This window comes from Arthrobacter sp. Y3225209, assembly GCF_059090685.1.
In genome coordinates this window covers 13,409-34,082 of sequence record NZ_JBNHFW010000030.1, presented here as the reverse complement: position 1 = coordinate 34,082, position 20,674 = coordinate 13,409, and the positions used below count along the sequence as shown (strand labels likewise).

General features: G+C 64.9%; 20 protein-coding genes and 1 pseudogene. 13 read left to right on the top strand and 8 right to left on the bottom strand.

Features of this window, described 5'->3' with window-relative positions; all coding sequences use genetic code 11:
• Positions 1 to 77 precede the first annotated feature (77 nt).
• A complete protein-coding gene (locus tag AC5RVB_RS14425) occupies positions 78 to 1,523 on the bottom strand; it encodes a stealth family protein (RefSeq protein WP_423724636.1) in 1,446 nt (481 codons plus the stop codon).
• A 305-nt stretch (positions 1,524 to 1,828) separates the two neighbouring features.
• On the opposite strand from AC5RVB_RS14425, the gene AC5RVB_RS14420 reads away from it, so the two are divergent.
• Positions 1,829 to 2,533 (top strand): hypothetical protein, encoded by a 705-nt coding sequence (locus AC5RVB_RS14420; RefSeq protein WP_494142999.1) that lies wholly within the window; start codon positions 1,829 to 1,831, stop codon positions 2,531 to 2,533.
• 20 nt (positions 2,534 to 2,553) lie between these two features.
• Here the strand turns inward: AC5RVB_RS14420 and AC5RVB_RS14415 are convergent, their stop codons facing one another.
• Entirely contained in the window at positions 2,554 to 2,916 is a 363-nt protein-coding gene (locus AC5RVB_RS14415; protein WP_227904138.1) for a GNAT family N-acetyltransferase, read from the bottom strand.
• Between the two features lie 588 nt (positions 2,917 to 3,504).
• Here AC5RVB_RS14415 and AC5RVB_RS14410 point away from each other — a divergent pair.
• From AC5RVB_RS14410 to AC5RVB_RS14390, 5 genes are all read left to right on the top strand, one after another.
• On the top strand, positions 3,505 to 3,924 hold the full coding sequence (locus AC5RVB_RS14410) for a DUF6318 family protein (RefSeq protein ID WP_494143003.1): 420 nt from the start codon (positions 3,505 to 3,507) through the stop codon (positions 3,922 to 3,924).
• Positions 3,888 to 4,832 carry a hypothetical protein gene (locus AC5RVB_RS14405; RefSeq protein ID WP_494142998.1) on the top strand — a complete coding sequence of 315 codons (945 nt, stop codon included), beginning with the start codon at positions 3,888 to 3,890 and terminating at the stop codon, positions 4,830 to 4,832. The genes AC5RVB_RS14410 and AC5RVB_RS14405 overlap by 37 nt, the downstream gene beginning before the upstream one ends.
• A gap of 139 nt (positions 4,833 to 4,971) precedes the next feature.
• On the top strand, positions 4,972 to 5,622 hold the full coding sequence (locus tag AC5RVB_RS14400; RefSeq protein WP_494142997.1) for a DUF6318 family protein: 651 nt from the start codon (positions 4,972 to 4,974) through the stop codon (positions 5,620 to 5,622).
• Between the two features lie 237 nt (positions 5,623 to 5,859).
• Positions 5,860 to 6,522 (top strand): hypothetical protein, encoded by a 663-nt coding sequence (locus AC5RVB_RS14395; RefSeq protein ID WP_494142996.1) that lies wholly within the window; start codon positions 5,860 to 5,862, stop codon positions 6,520 to 6,522.
• A gap of 77 nt (positions 6,523 to 6,599) precedes the next feature.
• On the top strand, positions 6,600 to 7,196 hold the full coding sequence (locus AC5RVB_RS14390; RefSeq protein WP_494142995.1) for a DUF6318 family protein: 597 nt from the start codon (positions 6,600 to 6,602) through the stop codon (positions 7,194 to 7,196).
• Here AC5RVB_RS14390 and AC5RVB_RS14385 read toward each other — a convergent pair.
• From AC5RVB_RS14385 to AC5RVB_RS14375, 3 genes are read right to left on the bottom strand one after another with little or no spacing between them, the layout of a single operon-like run.
• The gene (locus AC5RVB_RS14385; RefSeq protein ID WP_494142994.1) at positions 7,193 to 7,993 is read right to left on the bottom strand and encodes an MSMEG_6728 family protein; all 801 of its coding nucleotides are present in this window, start codon (positions 7,991 to 7,993) and stop codon (positions 7,193 to 7,195) included. The two genes, AC5RVB_RS14390 and AC5RVB_RS14385, sit on opposite strands and share 4 nt — an antisense overlap.
• Before the next feature lie 12 nt (positions 7,994 to 8,005).
• On the bottom strand, positions 8,006 to 8,608 hold the full coding sequence (locus tag AC5RVB_RS14380; protein WP_494142993.1) for a GNAT family N-acetyltransferase: 603 nt from the start codon (positions 8,606 to 8,608) through the stop codon (positions 8,006 to 8,008).
• A 59-nt stretch (positions 8,609 to 8,667) separates the two neighbouring features.
• Complete coding sequence (locus tag AC5RVB_RS14375) at positions 8,668 to 9,303, bottom strand: DUF1684 domain-containing protein (RefSeq protein WP_494142992.1); 636 nt, start codon at positions 9,301 to 9,303, stop codon at positions 8,668 to 8,670.
• Positions 9,304 to 9,325: 22 nt separating this feature from the next.
• Here AC5RVB_RS14375 and AC5RVB_RS14370 point away from each other — a divergent pair, with 22 nt between their 5' ends.
• A complete protein-coding gene (locus AC5RVB_RS14370) occupies positions 9,326 to 10,072 on the top strand; it encodes a TSUP family transporter (RefSeq protein ID WP_494142991.1) in 747 nt (248 codons plus the stop codon).
• Between the two features lie 73 nt (positions 10,073 to 10,145).
• A complete protein-coding gene (locus AC5RVB_RS14365) occupies positions 10,146 to 11,456 on the top strand; it encodes a cell division protein PerM (protein ID WP_227904146.1) in 1,311 nt (436 codons plus the stop codon).
• Between the two features lie 6 nt (positions 11,457 to 11,462).
• Here AC5RVB_RS14365 and AC5RVB_RS14360 read toward each other — a convergent pair whose 3' ends face one another.
• Positions 11,463 to 11,894 (bottom strand): hypothetical protein, encoded by a 432-nt coding sequence (locus AC5RVB_RS14360; RefSeq protein ID WP_227904147.1) that lies wholly within the window; start codon positions 11,892 to 11,894, stop codon positions 11,463 to 11,465.
• 40 nt (positions 11,895 to 11,934) lie between these two features.
• On the opposite strand from AC5RVB_RS14360, the gene purN reads away from it, so the two are divergent.
• Entirely contained in the window at positions 11,935 to 12,504 is a 570-nt protein-coding gene (purN, locus tag AC5RVB_RS14355) for a phosphoribosylglycinamide formyltransferase (RefSeq protein ID WP_227928858.1), read from the top strand.
• A gap of 90 nt (positions 12,505 to 12,594) precedes the next feature.
• On the opposite strand, the gene AC5RVB_RS14350 is transcribed toward purN, so the two are convergent.
• Entirely contained in the window at positions 12,595 to 13,947 is a 1,353-nt protein-coding gene (locus AC5RVB_RS14350; RefSeq protein WP_494142990.1) for an MFS transporter, read from the bottom strand.
• A gap of 136 nt (positions 13,948 to 14,083) precedes the next feature.
• On the opposite strand from AC5RVB_RS14350, the gene AC5RVB_RS14345 reads away from it, so the two are divergent.
• The 4 genes from AC5RVB_RS14345 (at position 14,084) to AC5RVB_RS14330 (ending at position 19,860) form a co-directional block, all read left to right on the top strand.
• On the top strand, positions 14,084 to 15,061 hold the full coding sequence (locus AC5RVB_RS14345) for an endonuclease domain-containing protein (RefSeq protein ID WP_494142989.1): 978 nt from the start codon (positions 14,084 to 14,086) through the stop codon (positions 15,059 to 15,061).
• Positions 15,062 to 15,719: 658 nt separating this feature from the next.
• On the top strand, positions 15,720 to 17,333 hold the full coding sequence (purH, locus tag AC5RVB_RS14340; RefSeq protein ID WP_227904151.1) for a bifunctional phosphoribosylaminoimidazolecarboxamide formyltransferase/IMP cyclohydrolase: 1,614 nt from the start codon (positions 15,720 to 15,722) through the stop codon (positions 17,331 to 17,333).
• Between the two features lie 175 nt (positions 17,334 to 17,508).
• Positions 17,509 to 18,744: an NADP-dependent isocitrate dehydrogenase gene (locus AC5RVB_RS14335; RefSeq protein WP_227904152.1), complete on the top strand. Its 1,236-nt coding sequence runs from the start codon at positions 17,509 to 17,511 to the stop codon at positions 18,742 to 18,744.
• A gap of 150 nt (positions 18,745 to 18,894) precedes the next feature.
• A complete protein-coding gene (locus tag AC5RVB_RS14330; protein WP_494142988.1) occupies positions 18,895 to 19,860 on the top strand; it encodes a bile acid:sodium symporter family protein in 966 nt (321 codons plus the stop codon).
• 328 nt (positions 19,861 to 20,188) lie between these two features.
• Here AC5RVB_RS14330 and AC5RVB_RS14325 read toward each other — a convergent pair.
• Positions 20,189 to 20,596 (bottom strand): annotated as a pseudogene (locus AC5RVB_RS14325) (Hsp20/alpha crystallin family protein); the annotation flags it as partial.
• Between the last annotated feature and the right edge of the window lie 78 nt (positions 20,597 to 20,674).

Below are 20,674 nucleotides of genomic sequence, written 5' to 3'. Positions count from 1 at the left end.
GGCTGCCTCAGCGAACAACGACGGCGGCAGCGCACTTTTGGTGCGCTGCCGCCGTCGTCGTTTAAGCAGTAGGCTGCTCAGCGCTCCCAGGGCGCTTTGACCGGGAAGTACTTCTCCAGGAAATCCGTGACCCGTTCCGCACGCTCACCGGCGGGAACCTCCGGGAAACTGCCGTCATTGAGGCAGAACATGTCCATGTTCCGCTTCGCGAGCAGCCGCTCCAGGACTTCCAGCCCGGCGTAGGACGTGGTGTCCACGTACTTCACCTTCGCCGTTTCCTGAGTGACGGCACGTCCGGTCAGCAGGGCGTAGTAGTGGTACAGGGAGTTGGTCACCGAGATGTTGTCCTTGGCCCGGAAGGTGCTGGCGGCGGTGGCTGCGAACTCCTCGGGGAATTCCTCCTCCATCTCCAGCAGGACACTCCGGCGCAGGGGAGCGGCGGTGTGTTCCAGGTGCCTGGTGGTGATGCGGCCGAACCGTTCCCACAGCAGCCGCCGGTTCACCCGGGCCGCGTTCTCGAACCCGCTGCGCTCCGCGTCGTTGGCGCCCAGGCCGATCCGGGTGCTGGCCTCGATGAACTTGGTGATCCCGCCGGGGGAGAAGAACAGGTCCGGAGCCACCGGGCGGCCGAAGAACATATCGTCATTGGAGTACAGGAAATGCTCCGCCAGCCCCGGAATGTGCTGCAGCTGCGCCTCGACCGCCTGGGAATTGTGGGTGGGGAGCACTGACGGATCCCTGAAGTGCTCCGTAGCCGGCACAAAGGTGACCGACGGGTGCTCCGCCAGCCAGGCCGGCCGAGGGGAATCAGAGGCAATAAAGATGCGCCGTATCCACGGCGCGAACATGTGTACCGAGCGCAGGGCGTACTTGAGCTCGTTGATCTGGCGGAAGCGGGCCTCATGGTCGTCGCCTTCACCCACCACGGCGTCCTTCATCCGGGCGGCACGGGCTGCCTGGAACTCGGCTGAGCTGCCGTCCACCCAGGAGAACACCAGATCAATGTCGAACCGGATGTCCGTGGCATGGTCGGCGAACATGTTTTCAATGGTCGGCCAGACGAGTCCGTGCTTTTCCACCGTTCCGCGCACCACTTCAGCGGCTGGAAGGGTGCGGCGGGTGAGGGAATTCTCCACAGGCAGGGTGATCTCGGCTCCTTCCAGGTCCCACAGTTCGAGCTGGACGCCTGCGGCGGCTGACAGAACCAGGTTTGTGCCGCTGAAGGCCCGCGGGCGGTAGACCCTGATGATCCGGGTTTTTTCCGTGGGGGCCAGGCTGCCGTCGGCAATGAGCAGGGTGCGGCTCTTTTTGGTATCCACGCTGCGGGCGTAGAACGGCTCGTCGCGGCAGGCTTCCACCATTGCCTTGCGCAGGGCGGCCCGCATGCGCAGGTCGACGGCGATCACCGGCCGCTGGTCATTGCCGCGTACCAGCAGATAGGGGATGCCGGCGTCTTCGAGGACCTTCCGCACAAAAAGCAGATCCTCCACCATGGCCTCATGAGCAGTGCGGCCGGTGTCCATCAAGGCCAGACGGCCCTTGACCAGGGCGATGTCGGGGCGGTCCCTGACCCGCTGAACTACGGCAAGGGACGCGGTCTGCAGGTTCTCCGGCTCGAAGTCCGGCTCCGGGGCTCCGAAGTAGACATCGTGTTCGGCGGCTGTATCTGTAATGGGAACCTCCAACAACTGGTGGGCGCCCACGGGTGAGGCGCTGGGATGATGTGCAGCGCTGCACTGGGGAACCGGCGGAAGTCGGCACGGCACCGTCAGGTATACCGCAGCGGACGGCCTGCACGCTATGTGCTCAGCTGCCTGCCGCCAGTAGCATGGGTTCGGACACGGACATTCCGGGAGCCGCTGTGGGATACCGTAACACCGCACGACGCATCACCGCCCGAAACGCCCTGCTGGCCGGGACTCTATTACTTCTGGCCGGTGCGTCCTCCTGCGCCCAAGTGCCGGAGCCGCCGTCGTCGTCCTCCGCCACGTCCAGCCCGTGGTCCGGATACACCACCGCTGACGGTTCACTGAGCTTTGAGCACCCGCAGGACTGGAAAGTCACCGAACTGCCGGCGCTCGCCAACGATCCGGCCGGCGGGATTTCAGTTGAGGTCGCCGAGGGCTCCGGCAGGGTAGTGGCACGCCTGGATACCGGCATCATTGCGGATTTGAGCTGCACCGCGCCGGCAGAGCCTGCGTCCTATACCGAGTACGAAAGCGTGCCGATGCCGGAACTGGACTCGGCGCAGGGATCCGAGCAACGGTTCGTCTACCGGTCCCTGGCACCCTCCGGAACGCGGAGCGCCCAGGCCACCTATGCCGTGGTGAGCGGACGGCAGGATGGCAACTGCGGACTGTTCGATTTCTTCACGTTGACGGAAACCAGTGGCGGGCGCTTCGCGGGGGAGTATCCGGCCGCCGATGCGCAGGGCGATGCACAGAGCTACCTCGACGGCGCCGCCCGGTATCCGGATACGCAGGAATACCGGGACCTGCGGCGCATGCTGACATCGCTCCGGAACGCCGGGTGAGCGGACCGTTGGCGGGACGGCTATCCGGGAACCGGACCGGCGCCGGGGCGCAGCCGCGTGCGTTTGCCCGTGGCTGAGACGGCGAAGCGCGCCCGGTGTTGGCGCGGAATAAGCGGCAGGTATTCGGGCCTGGCAGCAACATAGGCCCGGGTCCGCGGGCAGAAGGGCAGCAGCGCGATACGGCTCCTGCGGGCATCAGCGAGCACTTCCTCGATGAGGAGCGTCTCGGCTGTCCGCTGCCGGTACGCCGGGTCCACGATGATGCGCAGGGCCCAGAGCTCCCCGCCGTGCATTTCATACTGCAGGTAAGCGGCCATGGTGCCGTTCACAAACAGCTCGAACCGGCTGTGCAGGTGGTTGTTGTAGACGGTCGCGTTGGCCATGCCGGTTTTTCCGACCTTTGGGGCCGGTTTGCGGCGCTGGGCCCTGCCTCGGGAACCGGCCGGAGCGGCGGGGCCGGGTTCCGGTGAGGTTTCCGCGGGCGCCGGCAGATCCGGCTGGACAGCGTCGCTGGTTGGTCGGGTTTTGGGATTCACGGCAGGCTCCACACTAGAAACTGGGTGGACAGCTGCTGGACCACGATGACATGAGCATAGCGGTGAATCTGTGCCGCTCAAATTCACGGTAACCTTCCGGTTCCGGATTCCCGCCGACTGTCCTGTGGATAACGGGGTGGGGGCGCGTGGGGCTGGCTAGGATGGCCGGACTGACAGTCTTGCGGGTTGCCCGACCGGGGGTTACAGATGACCAGAACCATTGCGCGGCGTGTTGCATCCTTGTTTGGTGCGGGGGTGCTTTTGGGTGGGCTGGTTGCCTGTTCCCAGGCTGCGGGGGATCCCGGCGGTGGGTCACCGTCGCCTGCTCCGTCTTCCGTCTCTGCTTCTGCCACGCCGACGCCTACACCCACCCCGTCGGCGAAGTACAAGCCGGCTTCGGCTGATGGTCCGGCGGAGAATGTGCCTGTGCCGGTGATGCCGGAGGAGGCGAAGCTGGAGTCCAAGGAGGGACTGGAGGCGTTCGCGCGGTATTGGTACGAGGCTGCGAACTACGGATATGAGACTGGGGACGTGAGCCTGGTGAAGGCGATTAGCGGTCCCGAATGCCATGCATGCCTCAAATACTACGAGGTTGTCGAAAACGGCTTCATAGACGATGACTGGATGGCTGGTGCAAAAATCGATATACAAGACGCATATTCGGAATATGTATTGACGCCTGAAGGAAGGTATCAGGCCCTTGCGCAGCTTCAGCAAGATGGAATTGAGTATTATGGCCCGGAGGGCCTTCAAGGAGCCGAGGAGGCGGATTTTCAGCCTATAGTACAGCTCTTTGAAGCTACTTGGACTAACGGTCAATGGTTGACCGCGGCAATCATAACCATAAAACAATGAACAAAATTACTTTGTCTATTTTGCGTTCTCTGATATTGGGAACAGTTTGCAGTGTGTGTCTCTTGATATTCGCTAATTCGGGTGTGGCGCAAACGAGTGGTGGTGAAGGCAAAGTTGGTGGTGTCGGGAAGGTCGCTGGCTCGGCGTTTGTCCGAGATCCGGAAAGCGGAATGTGGACGATTATGCCTGTCGGAGTCCCGGATGACCCCTTCGGATATCGTTTTCAACCGGTGTGTTTCGATGATATGGCTGGCCACGTCGAATGCCTTGCCGCCAATCAGGCCGCGTGTACTGAAGGTGAAGACGGCCAGCTAGTTTATTGGTACCGGGGGCTCAAGAGCCGTGATCCAAGTCTTTGGGAAAAGGTCAGTGATACGCCGTCGTGCATCTACTCCGAGGAACCGGTTGATATTGGTGAGCAGATCCGGGCGCAAATCCTTGCCGCGTTTCAGGAACGGCCCATAGTTCCCGGTGGGCTGGTGTTGCAGCCGAGCCCGCATACGTTGGTCGGGATGGAAACGAACGTGTATATCGAGGCAACTGAGCAGGTTTTCGAGATGGTCCTGTTGGAGCAGAGCATCCGGATTGTGGCCACACCGACGGAATACGAGATCAACTACGGTGACGGCACGGTGTACGGTCCCACCCCGGTACCGGGAGGCCCGTTGGGCCAGGACCGTTGGGGCGAGGCCACCCAGACCAGCCACGCGTATACGGCCAGCGGCGATTATCAGGTGGGTGCAACGGTGTATTTCTCCGGCACGTATTCGGTGAACGGGGGAACCGTGATTCCCATCGACGGGCGGGCAACGGTGTCCTCGCCTGCCCAGACCCTGCGGGTGTGGCGGTCGGAAACCCGCAGTGTGGCGGACAACTGCCTGGTGAACCCGAACGGCGTCGGATGCTAGACGCACTCTAGTCGGCCTGACACAGCCCACGGTTCGGGCTTCCGGTGTACTGTCCTGTGGATAACGGGGTGGGGGCGCGTGGGGCTGGCTAGGATGGCCGGACTGACAGTCTTGCGGGTTGCCCGACCGGGGGTTACAGATGATCAGAACCATTGCGCGGCGTGTTGCATCCTTGTTTGGTGCGGGGGTGCTTTTGGGTGGGCTGGTTGCCTGTTCCCAGGCTGCGGGGGATCCCGGCGGTGGGTCACCGTCGCCTGCTCCGTCTTCCGTCTCTGCTTCTGCCACGCCGACGCCTACACCCACCCCGTCGGCGAAGTACAAGCCGGCTTCGGCTGATGGTCCGGCGGAGAATGTGCCTGTGCCGGTGATGCCGGAGGAGGCGAAGCTGGAGTCCAAGGAAGGGCTGGAGGCGTTCGCGCGGTATTGGTACGAGGCTGCGAACTACGGATATGAGACTGGGGACGTGAGCCTGGTGAAGGCGATTAGCGGTCCCGAATGCCAAACGTGTCAAAAGTACTATGACGTTGTTCTAAAAGGATTTATCGATGGTGATTGGATGGCCAAATCACAGATCGACGTTCAGGATGCTTATTCGGATTTTATACTAACGCCTGAAAATCGATACCAAGCACTAGTCCAGCTCGAGCAGGACGATATGGAGTATTACGGTGCGGAGGGGCACCTGGGGACCACCGAAAGGAGAACTCAACCATCTGTCCAACTTGTCGAAGCCACCTACTCTGATGGCGAATGGATCGCAGTGAACATAGCCACGATAAAGGCTGGATGAACGATGCGGTTGCTTAAAATCACCTGCACTGCGACGGCTCTGTCCATGTGCTTATTGTTGGTGCCGGCCAAGATGGCCAAAGCCGACATAGGAGGTGAGGGTGACATCGTTAACGATGGCAAGGTGTCCGGCTCAGCATTTGTCAAGGATCCGCAAAGCGGAATGTGGACGAATATGCCCGTGGGAATCCCAGATGACCCCTTTGGGTATCGCTTCCAACCGGTATGTTTCGATGATATGACCGGTCACGTGGAATGCCTTGCCGCCAATCAGGCCGCCTGCACCGCGGGGGAAGACGGTCAGCTAGTTTATTGGTACCGGGGGCTCAAGAGCCGTGATCCAAGCCTTTGGGAAAGAGTCAGTGACACGCCGTCGTGCATCTACTCCGAGGAACCCGTCGATATCGGTGAGCAGATCCGGGCGCAAATCCTTGCCGCGTTTCAGGAACGGCCCATAGTTCCCGGTGGGCTGGTGCTGCAGCCGAGCCCGCATACGTTGGTCGGGATGGAAACGAACGTGTATATCGAGGCAACTGAGCAGGTTTTCGAGATGGTCCTGTTGGAGCAGAGCATCCGGATTGTGGCCACACCGACGGAATACGAGATCAACTACGGTGACGGCACGGTGTACGGTCCCACCCCGGTGCCGGGAGGTCCATTGGCGCAGGACCGTTGGGGCGAGGCCACCCAGACCAGCCACGCGTATACGGCCAGCGGCGATTATCAGGTGGGTGCAACGGTGTATTTCTCCGGCACGTATTCGGTGAACGGGGGAACCGTGATTCCCATCGACGGGCGGGCAACGGTGTCCTCGCCTGCCCAGACCCTGCGGGTGTGGCGGTCGGAAACCCGCAGTGTGGCGGACAACTGCCTGGTGAACCCGAACGGCGTCGGATGCTAAAGGTCAAAGGACGCCGGGGACGCATCACAATAATGATGGCCTCGATAGGGGCGGCTGTCGGGTTTGCAGGGTGTGCCATGAGCGACGGGGACGCCTTCGAGGGGGAGTCCCCACTAACGACGGAGTCATCCGTTACAGCAACCCCGACCCCCACTCCCACCCCCAGATATAAGCCTGGGTTCGCCAAGGGTCCGGCTGAAAATGTTCCGCTCCCAGTGGTGCCTGTCGAAGCCAAAACCGCATCCAAGGTCGGTCTTGAGGCCTTCGCTGAGTATTGGTACGAGACGGCGAACTACGGGTACGAGACCGGCGATACCTCTTTGACTCAGGCTGTGAGTGGTCCCGAATGCGAAACCTGTGCGAACTATTTCGAGGTAGTCGAAGGCGGGTACATTGGCGACGATTGGATGGCGAACTCAGCTATAGAGGTTTTGCAAGTTCACTCTGACTACGTGCTCACACCCGACGGGCGGTACCAGGCGGTTGTTTACTTTAGACAGGAGGCGATGGAGTATTACGGCCCCGAAGGCCTGCAACTGGAAGGTGAAGCCGATTTGGGTGTTGTGCAACTCTTCGAGGCGGTATGGAAAGGCGATCATTGGGTTGCGGCGAACATCGCCACTATGAACGTCCTGGATAAATGTCAGTTCCACCCTGATAATCCCGACTGCTAAAGGTCGGCAGGCCGGGGCACCGCAAACAGGGTCCGGGGATCCTGCAGCACCGCGGGATAGCTGAACGCAGAACGGGGAATGCTCCCCGAGAGAGCCACCGGCCGCACGGCAGTGTCGTTAGTCAGTTCCACCGGACCTGCACGCCCCAGCAGCAGCCGCGACCTGTCATTCGGGGCTATCACGGCCACCGGATCGCCGTCGTCCATGTCCTCCAGCAGCCGCACCAGCTGCCGGCCACGCTTGCCGGTGATGGGCGTGCCCTTTGCGGAAAGCATCGGCAGGACGATGGTGGCAGCATCGCCGTCGGGCACTGCCCGAGCCACCCACAGCGTGTCCGCGGGGTCCGGATCCGCGGGATCCGGCACGTCGGCGGGGGAGGGCCAGACGTACGGCAGCCCGGCATCGGTATCCGGAAACAGCGGCCCGTAAACCTCGGGAGACTTCTCGATCAGATTGGACCGGTGGCTGCGGTGCAGCTCCTCGTCACCCAGCCAGGACGGCAGCTCAACCGCGCCGTCATCCCCGTCCACCCGGGGCGCGAACTCCAGGATCTGTTCGCGCACGGTATCGGCATGTCCGCGGGCAATCCACTCGTCCGTCATCGCCAGCCCGTAGGCGGTCAATGCGGGCACAAAGCCCTTCCACATCAGCAGCGCCGGGTGCCGCTGCCAGCCGTAGTCCGGAACCACCAACCCGCGCAGCAGCTGCAGGGTCTCCACGCGCTGCTTGCCCAGCCGTGCCTGATCCAGCACCGCCGCGCTGCGGGCGAAGCTCTCATAGGGGAGGAAGGTTTGCACCGGCCCAGTCTGTCACTGTTCGCCGGGACGGGCCGCTCCGGGAACAGCACCGGCACCCGCATCCGGAGCGGCCACCAGCTGGCGGACCATGATCAGGTCACGGAAGGTATGGCTGCCTACCCGGAAGGACCGGCGGCCGGAGGTCTGGAACCCTGACTTGCGGTAGAAGGACTGCGCCCTGACGTTACGGTTGTTGACGCCCAGCCACATGGAGCGGGCCCCCACAGAAGCCGCGGCGCCGGCGGCTGCTTCAACCAGCTGGCCGGCCAGCCCGCTGCCGTGAGCGTCCGGGTGCAGATAGAACTTGTTCAGTTCAGCCGAAGGCCGCACCGCCCGGCCCTGATCCAGGGCGTCAAGCACCTCCGGATCCGACGGTGCCGCCAGGACCAGCAGGCAGTAGCCCAGCAGACGGCCGGCGTCCCGGGCCGCCAGAACCAGCGCCTTCTCGTCATTCAGATAAGCGGCGAACCGCTCGGCGGACAGGTTCTCCGTGACAAAGGCGGTGCTGTCCTCCGGTGTGACCTCAGGCGGACACGCCAACGGGAACGTAAGGGCGGCCAGTTCGACGAGCCCGGGGATATCTTCTGGTGTTGCATGTGAAATCGAGGCTTGCACCACTCCAGCATAGGCATGCCCGGCAGATGCCTGCCCTTCGACCCGGGCATACCGCCGGTTTAGTACCGGGCGTAGAGCTCTCCGACCGGAAGACCGGCGTCCACGGTGTTCTCCGGTCCGGGCAGGGGGCAGGCCCAGGCCTCGTCGTAGGCACAGGACGGGTTGTAGAGATAGTTGAAGTCCAGCACCAGGCTGCCGGGCCGTTCGCCCGCGCCCAGGTTGGCTCCCTTGATGGTGTCCAGCAGGTAGCGCCCGCCACCGTAGCTGCCGCCGTCAGCGCCGGAGGTTGCGTCCTTGACCGGAATGAAAATACCTCCGCCGTAGGAATCCAGGTTCCAGACCGCCAGGGAACCCACACCGTCAACGCTGACCGTGCCCAGCCGGGTAAACGGCACCACGCCGTCTGTGCCCGTGGCAACCTCCATGGACTGGCCGGCACCCGCGTCCTCAATTACCGCCTCGAAGCGGAACGCAGGATCGTAGCGGGCGGTGAGGAGGCCGCGGAAGCGACGCCGCGTGGCTTCGGGGAGGGGCGACGCCGGGTGTGTACCGAAGAGCCGGTCCCGGCCGGTGGCCCACAGGGAATGGGCGTGTGACACGGAAATCGATTCGGATGCGCGCCGGGCCTGCTCGTAAAGGGCAAACACGTTACGGCGCCAGTCGGCGGTGGCAAGGGCAGTGACGGGGGATACCATCTGTCCAGCGTAGTGTGTTCCAGTGACTACCGGACTTCTTATTGTGGTGCTTGTCGCCATCTTCATCGGAGCGATCGCCCAGCGGATTGCCGGACTGGGCTTCGCGCTGCTGATTTCCCCGTTCCTCGTGATCATCCTCGGTTCGCACGGCGGGGTGATCATGGTAAATATCTGCGGCCTGGTGTCCTCGCTCCTGATTATGAGCCGCGTCTGGCGGGATGTGGACTGGTCAATGTATCGCTGGCTCGCCGTGCCCGCTGTGATAGCCAGCGTGCCGGCGTCGGCTGCCGCGGTGTTCCTTCCCGCTGCACCGCTGGCCGTGACGGTAGGCGCCGTCGTCCTGGTGGCCCTGAGTATCTCCCTGCTCCTGCAGCGGACCTCGGTGGTCCTGACCGGAAATGCTCCCAAGGCGGTGGCCGGTTTCGCATCCGGGATCACCAACGCCATGGCCGGCGTCGGCGGCCCGGCCGTCAGCGTTTACGCACTGCTGGCCCGCTGGCCGCAGCGGCCCTTCGCGGCCACCCTGCAGCCCTTCTTCGTCACCACGGCCGCCGTCACCCTGACGTCCAAGCTCTTTCTGGACCCCGGACAGATGCCGCCCTTCGAGGCCTGGGCCTGGGCCTTGGTGGCGCTGATGATTGTGGCCGGCATTTATGCGGGGGAGAAACTGCAGCGCTTTATCCGCGATGACCAGGCCCGCCTGGCCGTGATTGTGATCGCGTTCATCGGAGCAGCTGCGGCGCTGGTGAAGGGCCTGATCGACCTCTGACCCGGGGCTCCGTTAGCCGACTCACGCCGGAGCCTCGCCGGGCTGCGCGGGGCCGGGTGGCACGATAGAACCGATGAAGATTTTATTGCGGCGCAAGAAGCCGGGTATGCCGCCCATGCCGCTCTGGCTGCAGGGAACGTTTGAACTGGGCCAGGCTGCCCTGCTCTCGGCGCTGGTGGTACTGCTGCCGCTGGTCGGCGTCTGGTTTGCCAACGGTTTCACCGACCGGGAGTTCTCCTCCCTTGCCCGGCTGGGCGGCCAGGCCTGGCTGCTGATCCACGGCGTGCCGCTGTCCCTGAGCCTTCCCGCCGGGGAGCTCGGCGCAGCGCCCTCCACCGGCCTGCTCTCACTGCTTCCGCTCGGACTGAGCCTGATTCCGTTCTTCCTGTCCTGGCGGGCCGGACGCCGGCTGGCCCGGGCCTCCTACACCGACCAGCTCTGGCAGGCCCTGCTCGGGGCCTTGGGAACCTATGCACTGCTGGGCGCGGCCGCGGCATATTTCAGCAGTACGGACGGTGTCCGGATTTCGGTGACAGCCGGGGCACTGCTGCCCCTGATTGCTGCCGGAGCCGGCCTTATTGTGGGTGCCCGGATCGAGGCCGGTTCGTGGGTGCGCCTGATCGGCATGGACCTTACCGACTGGATTGCCCGGACCAGCCAGCATTCGCGCTGGGCAGGTTCTTACCTGTGGTCCGCGCTGCGGGCCGGGGTGGTGGGAATCGTCGCCGCCCTGGGCCTGTCAGCTGTACTGCTGGTTGTTGCCCTGGCACTGAACTGGGCCACCATCGCGGCGGTGTACCAGCGGCTCGACGCAGGGATAATCGGCGGGGCGGTGCTCACCGTGGTGGAGCTGGGCCTGATGCCGAACTTTGTGGTGTGGACCCTTGGCTGGGCTTCCGGCGCCGGGTTCTCCATGGGCACCGGCAGCATCATCAGCCCGCTGGAAACCACCGTGGGTCCGCTGCCGGCGGTCCCGGTGCTGGCGGCCCTGCCGGCAGGCGGCATGGAATACGGCTACGTTGCCCTGCTGATCCCCGTGGCCGCGGGCATCCTGGCCGGCTGGTGGTTCCTGCGTGAGGGTGAGAACCACTTTGATGAGTGGCTGTCCATCAAGATCCGTGCCCGGTGGTTCACCGCTCCGGTATCCACCCTGGTGCTGGGCGCCATTGTGGGCCTGGTGTCCGGCGTGCTGGCGGCGGCAGCGGGCTGGCTTTCCCAGGGCTCGCTGGGCGTGGGGCGTTTTGTCGGCCTCGGTCCCGACCCGCTGTGGCTGGGCCTGTGGGTTGCCGCGGAGGTTGGGGTCGGCGTCGTCATTGGCTACGCCGTGGGCCCGTGGCTGGAACGCGAGCCGAAACAGGTACGCGAACCTGCGCTCAAGGCCTGAGGAAGGTTACGGCAGCTCGAAGCTCAGGTACTCGGACTGGCAGGACTCGGATGCGTTCAGCGTGATGGCTGAACGCATGCAGGATTCGTAGGTCACCGTCCGGTCCCAGAGCATGGCCATGGCCGCCATGCCGAGCGTGGTGACGAACGTGATGACCAGGCCGATGGAGATCAGGACCGGCAGCACGGGCCGCATCTTTGCCCGGGCGGCTTTGACCAGCGCAATAATGCCTACTACGACGGCGGCCGTTCCGAGCGCTATCGGCACCAGCTTCCACGGCAGTACAAGATTGCTGCTCAGCAGTGTGGCGATTGCCAGCAACCAGAAGATCCGAACGTACTGAACCGCGTTGCGCTTCTGCTCGTCGGGAACATCCTGGCGGCTGCTGTCCGCCCCGGCCGGGGACTTGGTCTGGGTCTGGGCACCGTCGTCGTTCATGCGTTTAACCCTAGGCGACGCGGCACCCTATGGTTGACGCATGCGCATTGTAGTTCTTGTGTCCGGCACCGGATCCAACCTCCAGGCCGTGCTGGACGCCGTCCGGGACGGGCAGCTCGACGTCGAAATTGCCGCCGTGGGTTCGGACCGGCCCGGCACCTACGGTGTGGAGCGCGCCGCCGACGCCGGGTACCCCACCTTTGTGGTGAACTTCCGCGACTATCCGGCGCGGGCTGACTGGAACCGGGCACTCACCAGGGAAGTGGCCTCCTACGCTCCGGATCTGGTGCTCTCCTCCGGATTCATGCGGATAGTGGACGAGGAGTTCATCAACTCCTTCAACGGCCGCTACCTGAACACCCACCCGGCCCTGCTGCCCTCCTTCCCCGGAGCCCACGGGGTGCGGGACGCCCTGGCCTACGGAGTGAAGATCACCGGCTGCACCGTCCACTGGGCCGACGCCGGCGTGGACACCGGGCCGATCCTGGCCCAGGCGGCCGTCGAGGTGCTCGACGGCGACACGGAAGAGACCCTGCACGAACGCATCAAGGTGCAGGAACGCCGTTTGCTGCTGGAAACGCTGGACCGCCTCAGCCGCGAAGGGCTCTGAGCGGGTTCCGGAAGGCCCGGCCCACCGGGGCCCTAGCTGCTCAGTCCAGCGGGTTCCCCCGAAGACCCGGCCCGCCGGATCCCTGGCCGCTCAGTCCAGTGCCGCGCCCTTGGTCTCGGGAGCGAACCGGGCCATCCAGAGTACTGCCAGCAGCACCAGCACCCCGGCCAGCGCGAAGGACAGCGGCAGCCCGAGGTACGGCCACAGGACCGAGACGAAAATCAAAGGACCGAACCCGGCGCCAATCCGCGAGACGGTGGACGCCCAGCCGAATCCGCTGCCGCGCAGCTCGGTGGGGTAGAGCTCGGACACGTAGGCGTAGAGCACCGGAATGGCCACCTGCACCACAAACCCGTAGGCCAGCAGCCAGATGGTGGCGGCCGTGGGTACGTCCACTACCAGGGCCACCACCACCAGGATCGCCGCGGACAGCGGCCCGGTCACTGCCAGGATCCACTTCCGCCCCACCTTTTCCACCAGCAGGGCGGCGGCAATCACGCCCAGCAGTCCGACGGCGGCCATGCCGGATGTGGTCAGGAACGCGCGGTATTCCGCGAACCCGGCGTCCACGAGGATCTTGGGCATCCACTGCAGGGCCAGGTAGTAGACCAGCAGGATGGTCAGGAACAGGGACCACGCGGCGATGGTGGTTTTGGTGCTGAACCGCCAGAGGTCGGCGAGCTGGGTGCCCATGGTGCGCAGTGTCAGCTTTTCCGGCTCCGCGGGTTCGGGCAGCCGCCACTCGGTTTTGGCGCCGCCGGTGCGCCGGATCAGATCCTCGATGACGGCGGCTGCTTCAGCGGTCCGGCCCTTGCGCACGAGGTAGAGCGGGGATTCCGGCACCGAGCGGCGCACCCAGAAGACCAGCAGGGCCGGCAGCACCATGATCAGCATGGTGTACCGCCAGTCGGCGAAGGTCGCCATGATCACCGCAGAGGTAACTCCGCAGAGCGCCGCACCCACCGGCCACCAGCCGTCCATCGCGGTGAGCACCCGGCCGCGTTGTTTTTTGGGCGTGAACTCTCCCACCAGGGCATAGTCCACGGGCACGCAGCCGCCCAGGCCGAACCCGGCCATAAAGCGGAAAATGCAGAACCAGACAATGTCCGGGGAGAAGGCGCCGAGCACGGTGAAGAGCGAGAAGACCAGCAGCGTGGCCGAGAACGCCCGCTTGCGGCCGATCGCATCAGCAATGGACCCCCAGACAAATGCCCCGATGGCCATGCCGAGCAGATTCGCGGTACCGATCCAGGCGGCCTGCGCCGGCACCAGGTCCCATTCCTTGGAGAGCAGGGGAATCAGGACGCCGTTCAGGGTCACGTCCCAGGCGTCGAACATAAAGCCCAGGCCGCCGATCAGGAAGATCCGGCCCTGAACGTTCCACCGCCAGGGCAGGTTTTGGACCACCTGGTCGCCGGTGGGCAGGGCATTGGTGATGGACATCTGGGCGGGGCCTTCCGGAGCTGGGCAGAAGATGATGCAGCGGAGCGCTGATTGCATCGGGGAAAACAGTACCGCGTGCAGGCGTATGCCTGTGGACAAAACCGGAGGAACCCGCGGAAGCAGGAAGTATGGGGCCATGGCTGACGCGCAGCGGGGTGAACAGCCGGCCCTTCCAGGACCGGTGCTGCCCGGGTCCGTGTTCACCGTGGCGGAGGCACGGGCACGCGGTGTGCCGCCGGCGGCCCTGCGGAGGAAAGAGTACGACGCCGTCGGGTACGGCATCCGTGCCGTCACGGGGCTGGAGCCTTCCCTGCTGCACATCGTTCGTCCGCTTGCGCCTGTTGGCGGCCTTACCGTAGCCAGCCACGCCACTGCCGCCGCCCTGTGGGGAATGTGGCTGCCGCGGCGCCTGGCGGACGGCCCGCTTCACCTCACCCGGCCGCTGCGGTTGTCTCGGCCCCGGCGGAAGGGCGTGGTTGGGCATCAGGCTCCGCTCCTGCGGGAAGACGTAGTACGGATAGCCGGGATACTGATCACCTCTCCCGCATGGACGTGGTGTGACCTCGCGGCCCTGCTCCCGGTCGCTGACCTGGTGGTGGCCGGCGACTCGGTGCTTCGACGGCTGGATGCCCCGGTGCGAGGCGGCTACCTTCCGCGGCCCGATCCGCTGTGCCGGGTCCAGGACCTGCAGGACCTCATCGACCGGAGATCCGGAAGCCGCGGCATTTCCACGGCGCGGACGGCACTTGCGCTGATGCGCGCGGGTGTCGATTCAGCCCCGGAATCGCGTCTGCGGCTGCTCATCCTGTCCGCGGGCCTGCCGGAGCCGGAGGTGAACCGGTGGATCATGGGTGCCGGCGGGCGGCCCGTGTCCCGGCCGGACCTGCAGTACCGGGCACTGCGGATTGCCCTTGAATACGAAGGGGAACACCATCTGCGGGATCCGGACCAGTGGCATCGCGACATTGAACGGGATGAGAGGCTGCGGCAACTGGGCTGGGTGGTGCTGCGCTTCAGCAAAAAGCACCTTCGCCCCGAAAATCGGGCAGCAACGGAGGAACGTATCCGTAGTACCTTGCGTGCGCGGGGCTGGTATCCCGGCAGAGCCGTGTAGACCAGACCGGGCTGCCGGTCCGGCCGGTCCGGCCGGTCCCGGGTGCCGGTCCCGGGTGCCGGTCCCGCCGGTGGAGCGGGCCCCTTGATCCCGGTCCCGCCGGCCCCTGGGGTCCCTTGGTCCCTGTCCCGCCGGTGCGGTGGGTCCCCGGTGCCGCGGCACTGAATCGAGAAGGCACGATTTACCGAATTCCGGGCCGAAAACGGTAAATCGTGCCTTCTCGATGCGCAAAACGGTAAATCGTGCCGTTTCGATCCGCTGGAGCCCGCAACCGCACCCCGCAACCGCCACACCGCACCCGCCCCACCACGCTCCGCAACGGCCACGCCCCGCAACCGCCACACCACACCCCGCACCCGCCACACCGCACCCCGCACCCGCCCCACCACGCTCCGCAACCGCCCCACCACGCTGCGCAACGGCCACGCCCCGCAACCGCCACACCACACCCCGCAACCGCCACACCGCACCCCGCACCCGCCACACCGCACCCCGCACCCGCCACACCGCACCCCGCACCCCCCAACCCCGCCCCGCATTCATCCCCCGAGACACGGTGTTACACCGCTCCGAGGCGGGGCGGAGGGCTCAAGGCATAAACTTCTCGTGGGCCGCACGGCCTGCGCACGCCGTTCATCGAATCCTTGGAGTGTCAGTTGTGAGCAACCCCGTCCTCGACCGTGTCCCTATCCGCCGGGCCCTGATTTCGGTCTACAACAAGACGGGGCTGACGGAACTCGCGCAAGGCCTCGCCGCAGCCGGTGTCAGCATTGTCTCCACCGGCTCCACGGCCAAGCAGATTGCTGCTGCCGGCGTCGCCGTCACCGAGGTCTCCGAGGTGACCGGGTTCGCTGAGTGCCTCGACGGCCGGGTCAAGACGCTGCACCCCCGCGTCCATGCCGGGATCCTCGCCGACCGCCGCCGGGATGACCATGTGGCCCAGCTCGAGGAAATGGAGATTGAACCCTTCGACCTCGTGGTGGTCAACCTCTACCCGTTCGTTGAAACCGTCCGCTCCGGCGCGGCGCAGGATGACGTGGTGGAGCAGATCGACATCGGCGGGCCCTCCATGGTCCGCGCCGCCGCCAAGAACCACCCGTCGGTGGCCGTGGTGGTTGACCCGGACAAATACTCCGACGTTGTCACCGCAGCGGCGGAGGGCGGCTTCGACCTCGCGCAGCGCCGCCGGCTGGCTGCTGAAGCATTCGCCCATACTGCCGCCTACGACAACGCGGTAGCCACCTGGACGGCTGAGCAGTTCGGCGACGGCACCGAGGACGGCGCCAAGTGGCCGGCCTACACCGGCCTCGCCCTGGAGCGCGCCGAAGTGCTGCGCTACGGCGAAAACCCGCACCAGGACGCTGCCCTGTACGTGGAGAAGGGCGGCCAGCCCGGCGTTGCCCAGGCCGATCAGCTGCACGGCAAGGCCATGTCCTACAACAACTACGTCGACGCCGACGCCGCCCTGCGTGCCGCCTTCGACTTCGATGAGCCCGCCGTCGCCGTCGTGAAGCACGCGAACCCGTGCGGTATCGCGGTGGCGTCCCCGAATGCGGCCGATCCCATTGCGGACGCGCACGCCAAGGCCCATGCCTGTGATCCGGTCTCCGCGTTCGGCGGCGTGATTGCCGCCAACCGCACGGTCACCGCGGGCATGGCGGAAACGGTGAAGGACATCTTCACCGAGGTGGTGATTGCTCCGGACTTCGAGCCGGCCGCCGTCGAGATCCTCAGCGCGAAGAAGAACATCCGGCTGCTCGCCCTGCCGGACGGATACGGCCGCAACACTGCCGAATTCCGGCAGGTGTCCGGCGGTGTGCTGGTGCAGAAGGCGGACCGGCTGCAGGCCGAGGGCGATGATCCGGCCAACTGGACCCTCGCCGCGGGGGAACCGGCGGACGAGGCCACCCTGGCCGATCTGGCCTTTGCCTGGGCCGCCGTGCGGGCCGCGAAGTCCAATGCCATCCTGCTGGCAAAGAACGGCGCGTCCGTGGGTGTGGGCATGGGCCAGGTGAACCGGGTGGATTCCTGCCGGCTCGCCGTTGAACGGGCCAACACCCTGGGCGCCGGGGGCGAGGACCGCGCCCGCGGTTCCGTAGCGGCGTCGGACGCGTTCTTCCCCTTCGCGGACGGACTGCAGATCCTGCTCGACGCCGGTGTGCGCGCCGTGGTCCAGCCGGGCGGCTCCATCCGCGACAACGAAGTGGTCGAAGCTGCTGCCGCGGCGGGCGTGACCATGTACTTCACCGGCGCCCGGCACTTCTTCCACTAGCGAATACGCCGCAGGCCATACGAAAACGCGGGACGGTGCAGGTAATGTGCCGTCCCGCGTTTTAGGGCACAGATAGTGCGCTGTGGCATAGTTGAACTCAAATACAAGCCTAAAAAACGGGTTCCGTCATGCCACAAGACATGCTCCGGTGCCCACCAACACACAAGGAGACCGTGTGGCTGAGAAAATCAAGGTTGTGGGCTCTGTCGTAGAGCTCGACGGCGATGAGATGACCCGTATCATCTGGCAGTTCATCAAGGACCGCCTGATCAACCCGTACCTGGACGTAGACCTGAAGTACTACGACCTCTCCATCCAGAACCGCGACGCGACCGATGACCAGGTCACCATCGACGCCGCCAACGCCATCAAGGAACACGGCGTGGGCGTCAAGTGCGCAACCATCACCCCCGACGAGGCACGTGTCGAGGAATTCGGCCTGAAGAAGATGTGGGTCTCCCCGAACGGAACCATCCGCAACATCCTCGGCGGCGTGGTCTTCCGCGAGCCGATCATCATCTCCAACATCCCGCGCCTGGTCCCGGGCTGGAACAAGCCGATCATCATTGGCCGCCACGCCCACGGTGACCAGTACAAGGCCACGAACTTCAAGGTTCCCGGTGCCGGCACGCTGACGCTGACCTACACCCCGGCCGACGGCAGCGAAGAAATCAAGCAGCAGGTTGTGACGTACAACGAAGATGGCGGCGTCGCCATGGGTATGTACAACTTCAACGATTCCATCAAGGACTTCGCCCGCGCTTCCTTCGCGTACGGCCTGCAGCGCAACTACCCGGTGTACCTCTCCACCAAGAACACCATCCTGAAGGCCTACGACGGCCAGTTCAAGGACCTGTTCCAGGAAGTCTTCGACGCCGAGTTCAAGGACCAGTTCGAAGCAGCCGGGCTCACCTATGAGCACCGCCTGATCGATGACATGGTTGCCTCCGCAATGAAGTGGGAAGGCGGCTACGTCTGGGCCTGCAAGAACTACGACGGCGACGTCCAGTCCGACACCGTGGCACAGGGCTTCGGCTCGCTGGGTCTGATGACCTCCGTGCTGATGACCCCGGACGGCAAGACCGTCGAGGCTGAAGCTGCACACGGCACCGTGACCCGTCACTACCGCCAGCACCAGCAGGGCAAGCCCACCTCCACCAACCCGATCGCCTCGATCTTCGCGTGGACCCGTGGCCTGATGCACCGCGGCAAGCTGGACAACACCCCCGAGGTCATCAACTTCGCCGAGACCCTTGAAGACGTTGTCATCAAGACGGTCGAATCCGGCAAGATGACCAAGGACCTGGCACTGCTGGTCGGCCCGGACCAGCCGTACCTGACCACCGAAGAGTTCCTCGCCGCACTGGATGAGAACCTCAAGGCCCGCCTGGGCGCCGAGGTTGCGGCCTAACCGGCTCTCCTCACCGCGCCTTCCCCGCCCTGTTGCGGGGGAGTACGACGACGGCGCGCTGCCCCTTCGCGGGGCGGCGCGCCGTCGTCGTTTAATACGGAGGCCGCGTAATAAGTAGCGCGGAGGTACCCGCGGTGCCACCATGTGGGGATGTCGAATTCCACCACTACGCCGGCCCCGGCGGTTTCCGCTGCCGAAGAGCGCAGCGCCCGCATAGCGGTAACGGTTTTTCCGCTGCTTATTGTTGCCGGGGGAGTGATTGCGCTCTTCTTCCCGCAGCCCTTCACCGGGCTCTCCGCCTACATTAACCCGGGTCTGATGCTGATTATGTTCGGTATGGGCCTGACGCTGACCCTCCCGGATTTCGGGATGGTGGTCCGCCAGCCGCTTCCGGTGCTGCTGGGCGTGGTGGCGCAGTTTGTCATAATGCCGCTGCTGGGTCTGGGGATAGCCTGGGCGCTGAATCTCAGCCCGGAACTGGCAGCGGGCCTGATCCTGGTGGGCTGCGCTCCGGGCGGCACGGCGTCCAATGTCGTGACCTATCTGGCCCGGGGCAACGTGGCCCTCTCCGTGGCCATGACCTCGGTGTCCACACTGCTGGCGCCCCTGCTGACCCCGCTGCTGGCGCTCTGGCTCGCGGGCCGGTACATGGCAGTTGACGCCGGTTCCATGGCGTGGTCCATTGTGCAGATTGTCCTGATTCCGGTGGTGCTCGGACTGGTGATCCGCTACCTGATGCCGCGGCTGGTGGACCGGATCCTCCCCGTGCTGCCCTGGGTTTCCGTGCTGGCGATTACGTTTGTGGTGATCGCGGTGGTGTCCGGCAGCGCCCAGGCAATTTTCACCGCGGGCTGGCTTATCCTGCTCGCGGTGGTGCTGCACAACGCGCTGGGACTGGGACTGGGGTACGGCGCCGCCAAGCTGTTCCGGCAGCCGATCCCGTCACGCCGGACCATGGCTATTGAAGTGGGGATGCAGAACTCCGGGCTTGCTGCCGGCTTGGCGAAACAGTACTTCGCTCCGGAAGCGGCGTTGCCCGCGGCAGTGTTTTCGGTCTGGCACAACGTCTCCGGCGCCCTGATGGCCGCCATCTGGCAGCGCCGGCCGGTGTCCTGACTGTCTGGAGGCGGCCGGCCCTGAACAAAGGCAGCAGGCCTCGAACAAACGCGGCCTCAAACAAAAGCAGCAGGCCCCAGACCGAAGTCCGGGGCCTGCTGCGCTGGCAATTTGCCGGCTAAATGCCGGCACCCTGATCGCCGGAGGAGGATGGCCCGGACGAGCCTGAGCCGCCGGAACCGGAGCCGCCGGAGCCCATTCCTGAACCTCCGCCCATGCCTGAGCTGGAACCGCCCATGCCGGAGCCCGAGCCGCTGGAACCGGATCCCATTCCGGAGCCCGATGAAACGGACGCCGGCTCCGAGGAACTCTGGCCCGAGATCGTGTTCCCGTCCTTATACGCTGCGGAAACCTCGATCTTCCGCGGCTTCGAACGCTCGCTGACCGGGATGAAGACGCTCAGCACGCCGTTCTCGTACTTGGCTGAGATGTTGTCGATATCTATGCCCTGGCCAAGGTTCAGCTGCCGGAGGAAGCTGCCGCTTTCCCTCTCGCGGGTCAGCCAGGTCACCCCTTCGGTGGTATGGATGGTCCGTTCGGCGCGGATGGTCAGCAGCTGGCCATCCACGTCAACGTCCACCGAGCCGGGATCGATGCCGGGAAGATCTGCATTGAGGATGTAATGGTCGCCCTCGCGGTACAGATCGATGGGCATCAGCCGAAGCCGCTGGCGCGGGTCCAGAAGGGCGCCCGCAACCCGGTCCAGCTCACGGAATGGATCAAACTTCATCGCCATGTTCATCAACTCCTTTGTGCCACCGACGTCGGTCGGGCATCGGTGGTGGAAACGCCGATTGTGGAAGGGTCGATAAAG

What these genes read in the sequence shown, in the direction of transcription:
- AC5RVB_RS14425 (WP_423724636.1), bottom strand. Translation starts at nt 1,523, where the DNA reads ATGGACACCGGCCGCACTGCTCATGAGGCCATGGTGGAGGATCTGCTT.
- AC5RVB_RS14420 (WP_494142999.1), top strand. Translation starts at nt 1,829, where the DNA reads ATGGGTTCGGACACGGACATTCCGGGAGCCGCTGTGGGATACCGTAAC.
- AC5RVB_RS14415 (WP_227904138.1), bottom strand. Translation starts at nt 2,916, where the DNA reads ATGGCCAACGCGACCGTCTACAACAACCACCTGCACAGCCGGTTCGAG.
- AC5RVB_RS14410 (WP_494143003.1), top strand. Translation starts at nt 3,505, where the DNA reads ATGCCGGAGGAGGCGAAGCTGGAGTCCAAGGAGGGACTGGAGGCGTTC.
- AC5RVB_RS14405 (WP_494142998.1), top strand. Translation starts at nt 3,888, where the DNA reads ATGGTTGACCGCGGCAATCATAACCATAAAACAATGAACAAAATTACT.
- AC5RVB_RS14400 (WP_494142997.1), top strand. Translation starts at nt 4,972, where the DNA reads ATGATCAGAACCATTGCGCGGCGTGTTGCATCCTTGTTTGGTGCGGGG.
- AC5RVB_RS14395 (WP_494142996.1), top strand. Translation starts at nt 5,860, where the DNA reads ATGACCGGTCACGTGGAATGCCTTGCCGCCAATCAGGCCGCCTGCACC.
- AC5RVB_RS14390 (WP_494142995.1), top strand. Translation starts at nt 6,600, where the DNA reads ATGAGCGACGGGGACGCCTTCGAGGGGGAGTCCCCACTAACGACGGAG.
- AC5RVB_RS14375 (WP_494142992.1), bottom strand. Translation starts at nt 9,303, where the DNA reads ATGGTATCCCCCGTCACTGCCCTTGCCACCGCCGACTGGCGCCGTAAC.
- AC5RVB_RS14365 (WP_227904146.1), top strand. Translation starts at nt 10,146, where the DNA reads ATGAAGATTTTATTGCGGCGCAAGAAGCCGGGTATGCCGCCCATGCCG.
- AC5RVB_RS14360 (WP_227904147.1), bottom strand. Translation starts at nt 11,894, where the DNA reads ATGAACGACGACGGTGCCCAGACCCAGACCAAGTCCCCGGCCGGGGCG.
- purN (WP_227928858.1), top strand. Translation starts at nt 11,935, where the DNA reads ATGCGCATTGTAGTTCTTGTGTCCGGCACCGGATCCAACCTCCAGGCC.
- AC5RVB_RS14350 (WP_494142990.1), bottom strand. Translation starts at nt 13,947, where the DNA reads ATGTCCATCACCAATGCCCTGCCCACCGGCGACCAGGTGGTCCAAAAC.
- AC5RVB_RS14345 (WP_494142989.1), top strand. Translation starts at nt 14,084, where the DNA reads ATGGCTGACGCGCAGCGGGGTGAACAGCCGGCCCTTCCAGGACCGGTG.
- AC5RVB_RS14330 (WP_494142988.1), top strand. Translation starts at nt 18,895, where the DNA reads ATGTCGAATTCCACCACTACGCCGGCCCCGGCGGTTTCCGCTGCCGAA.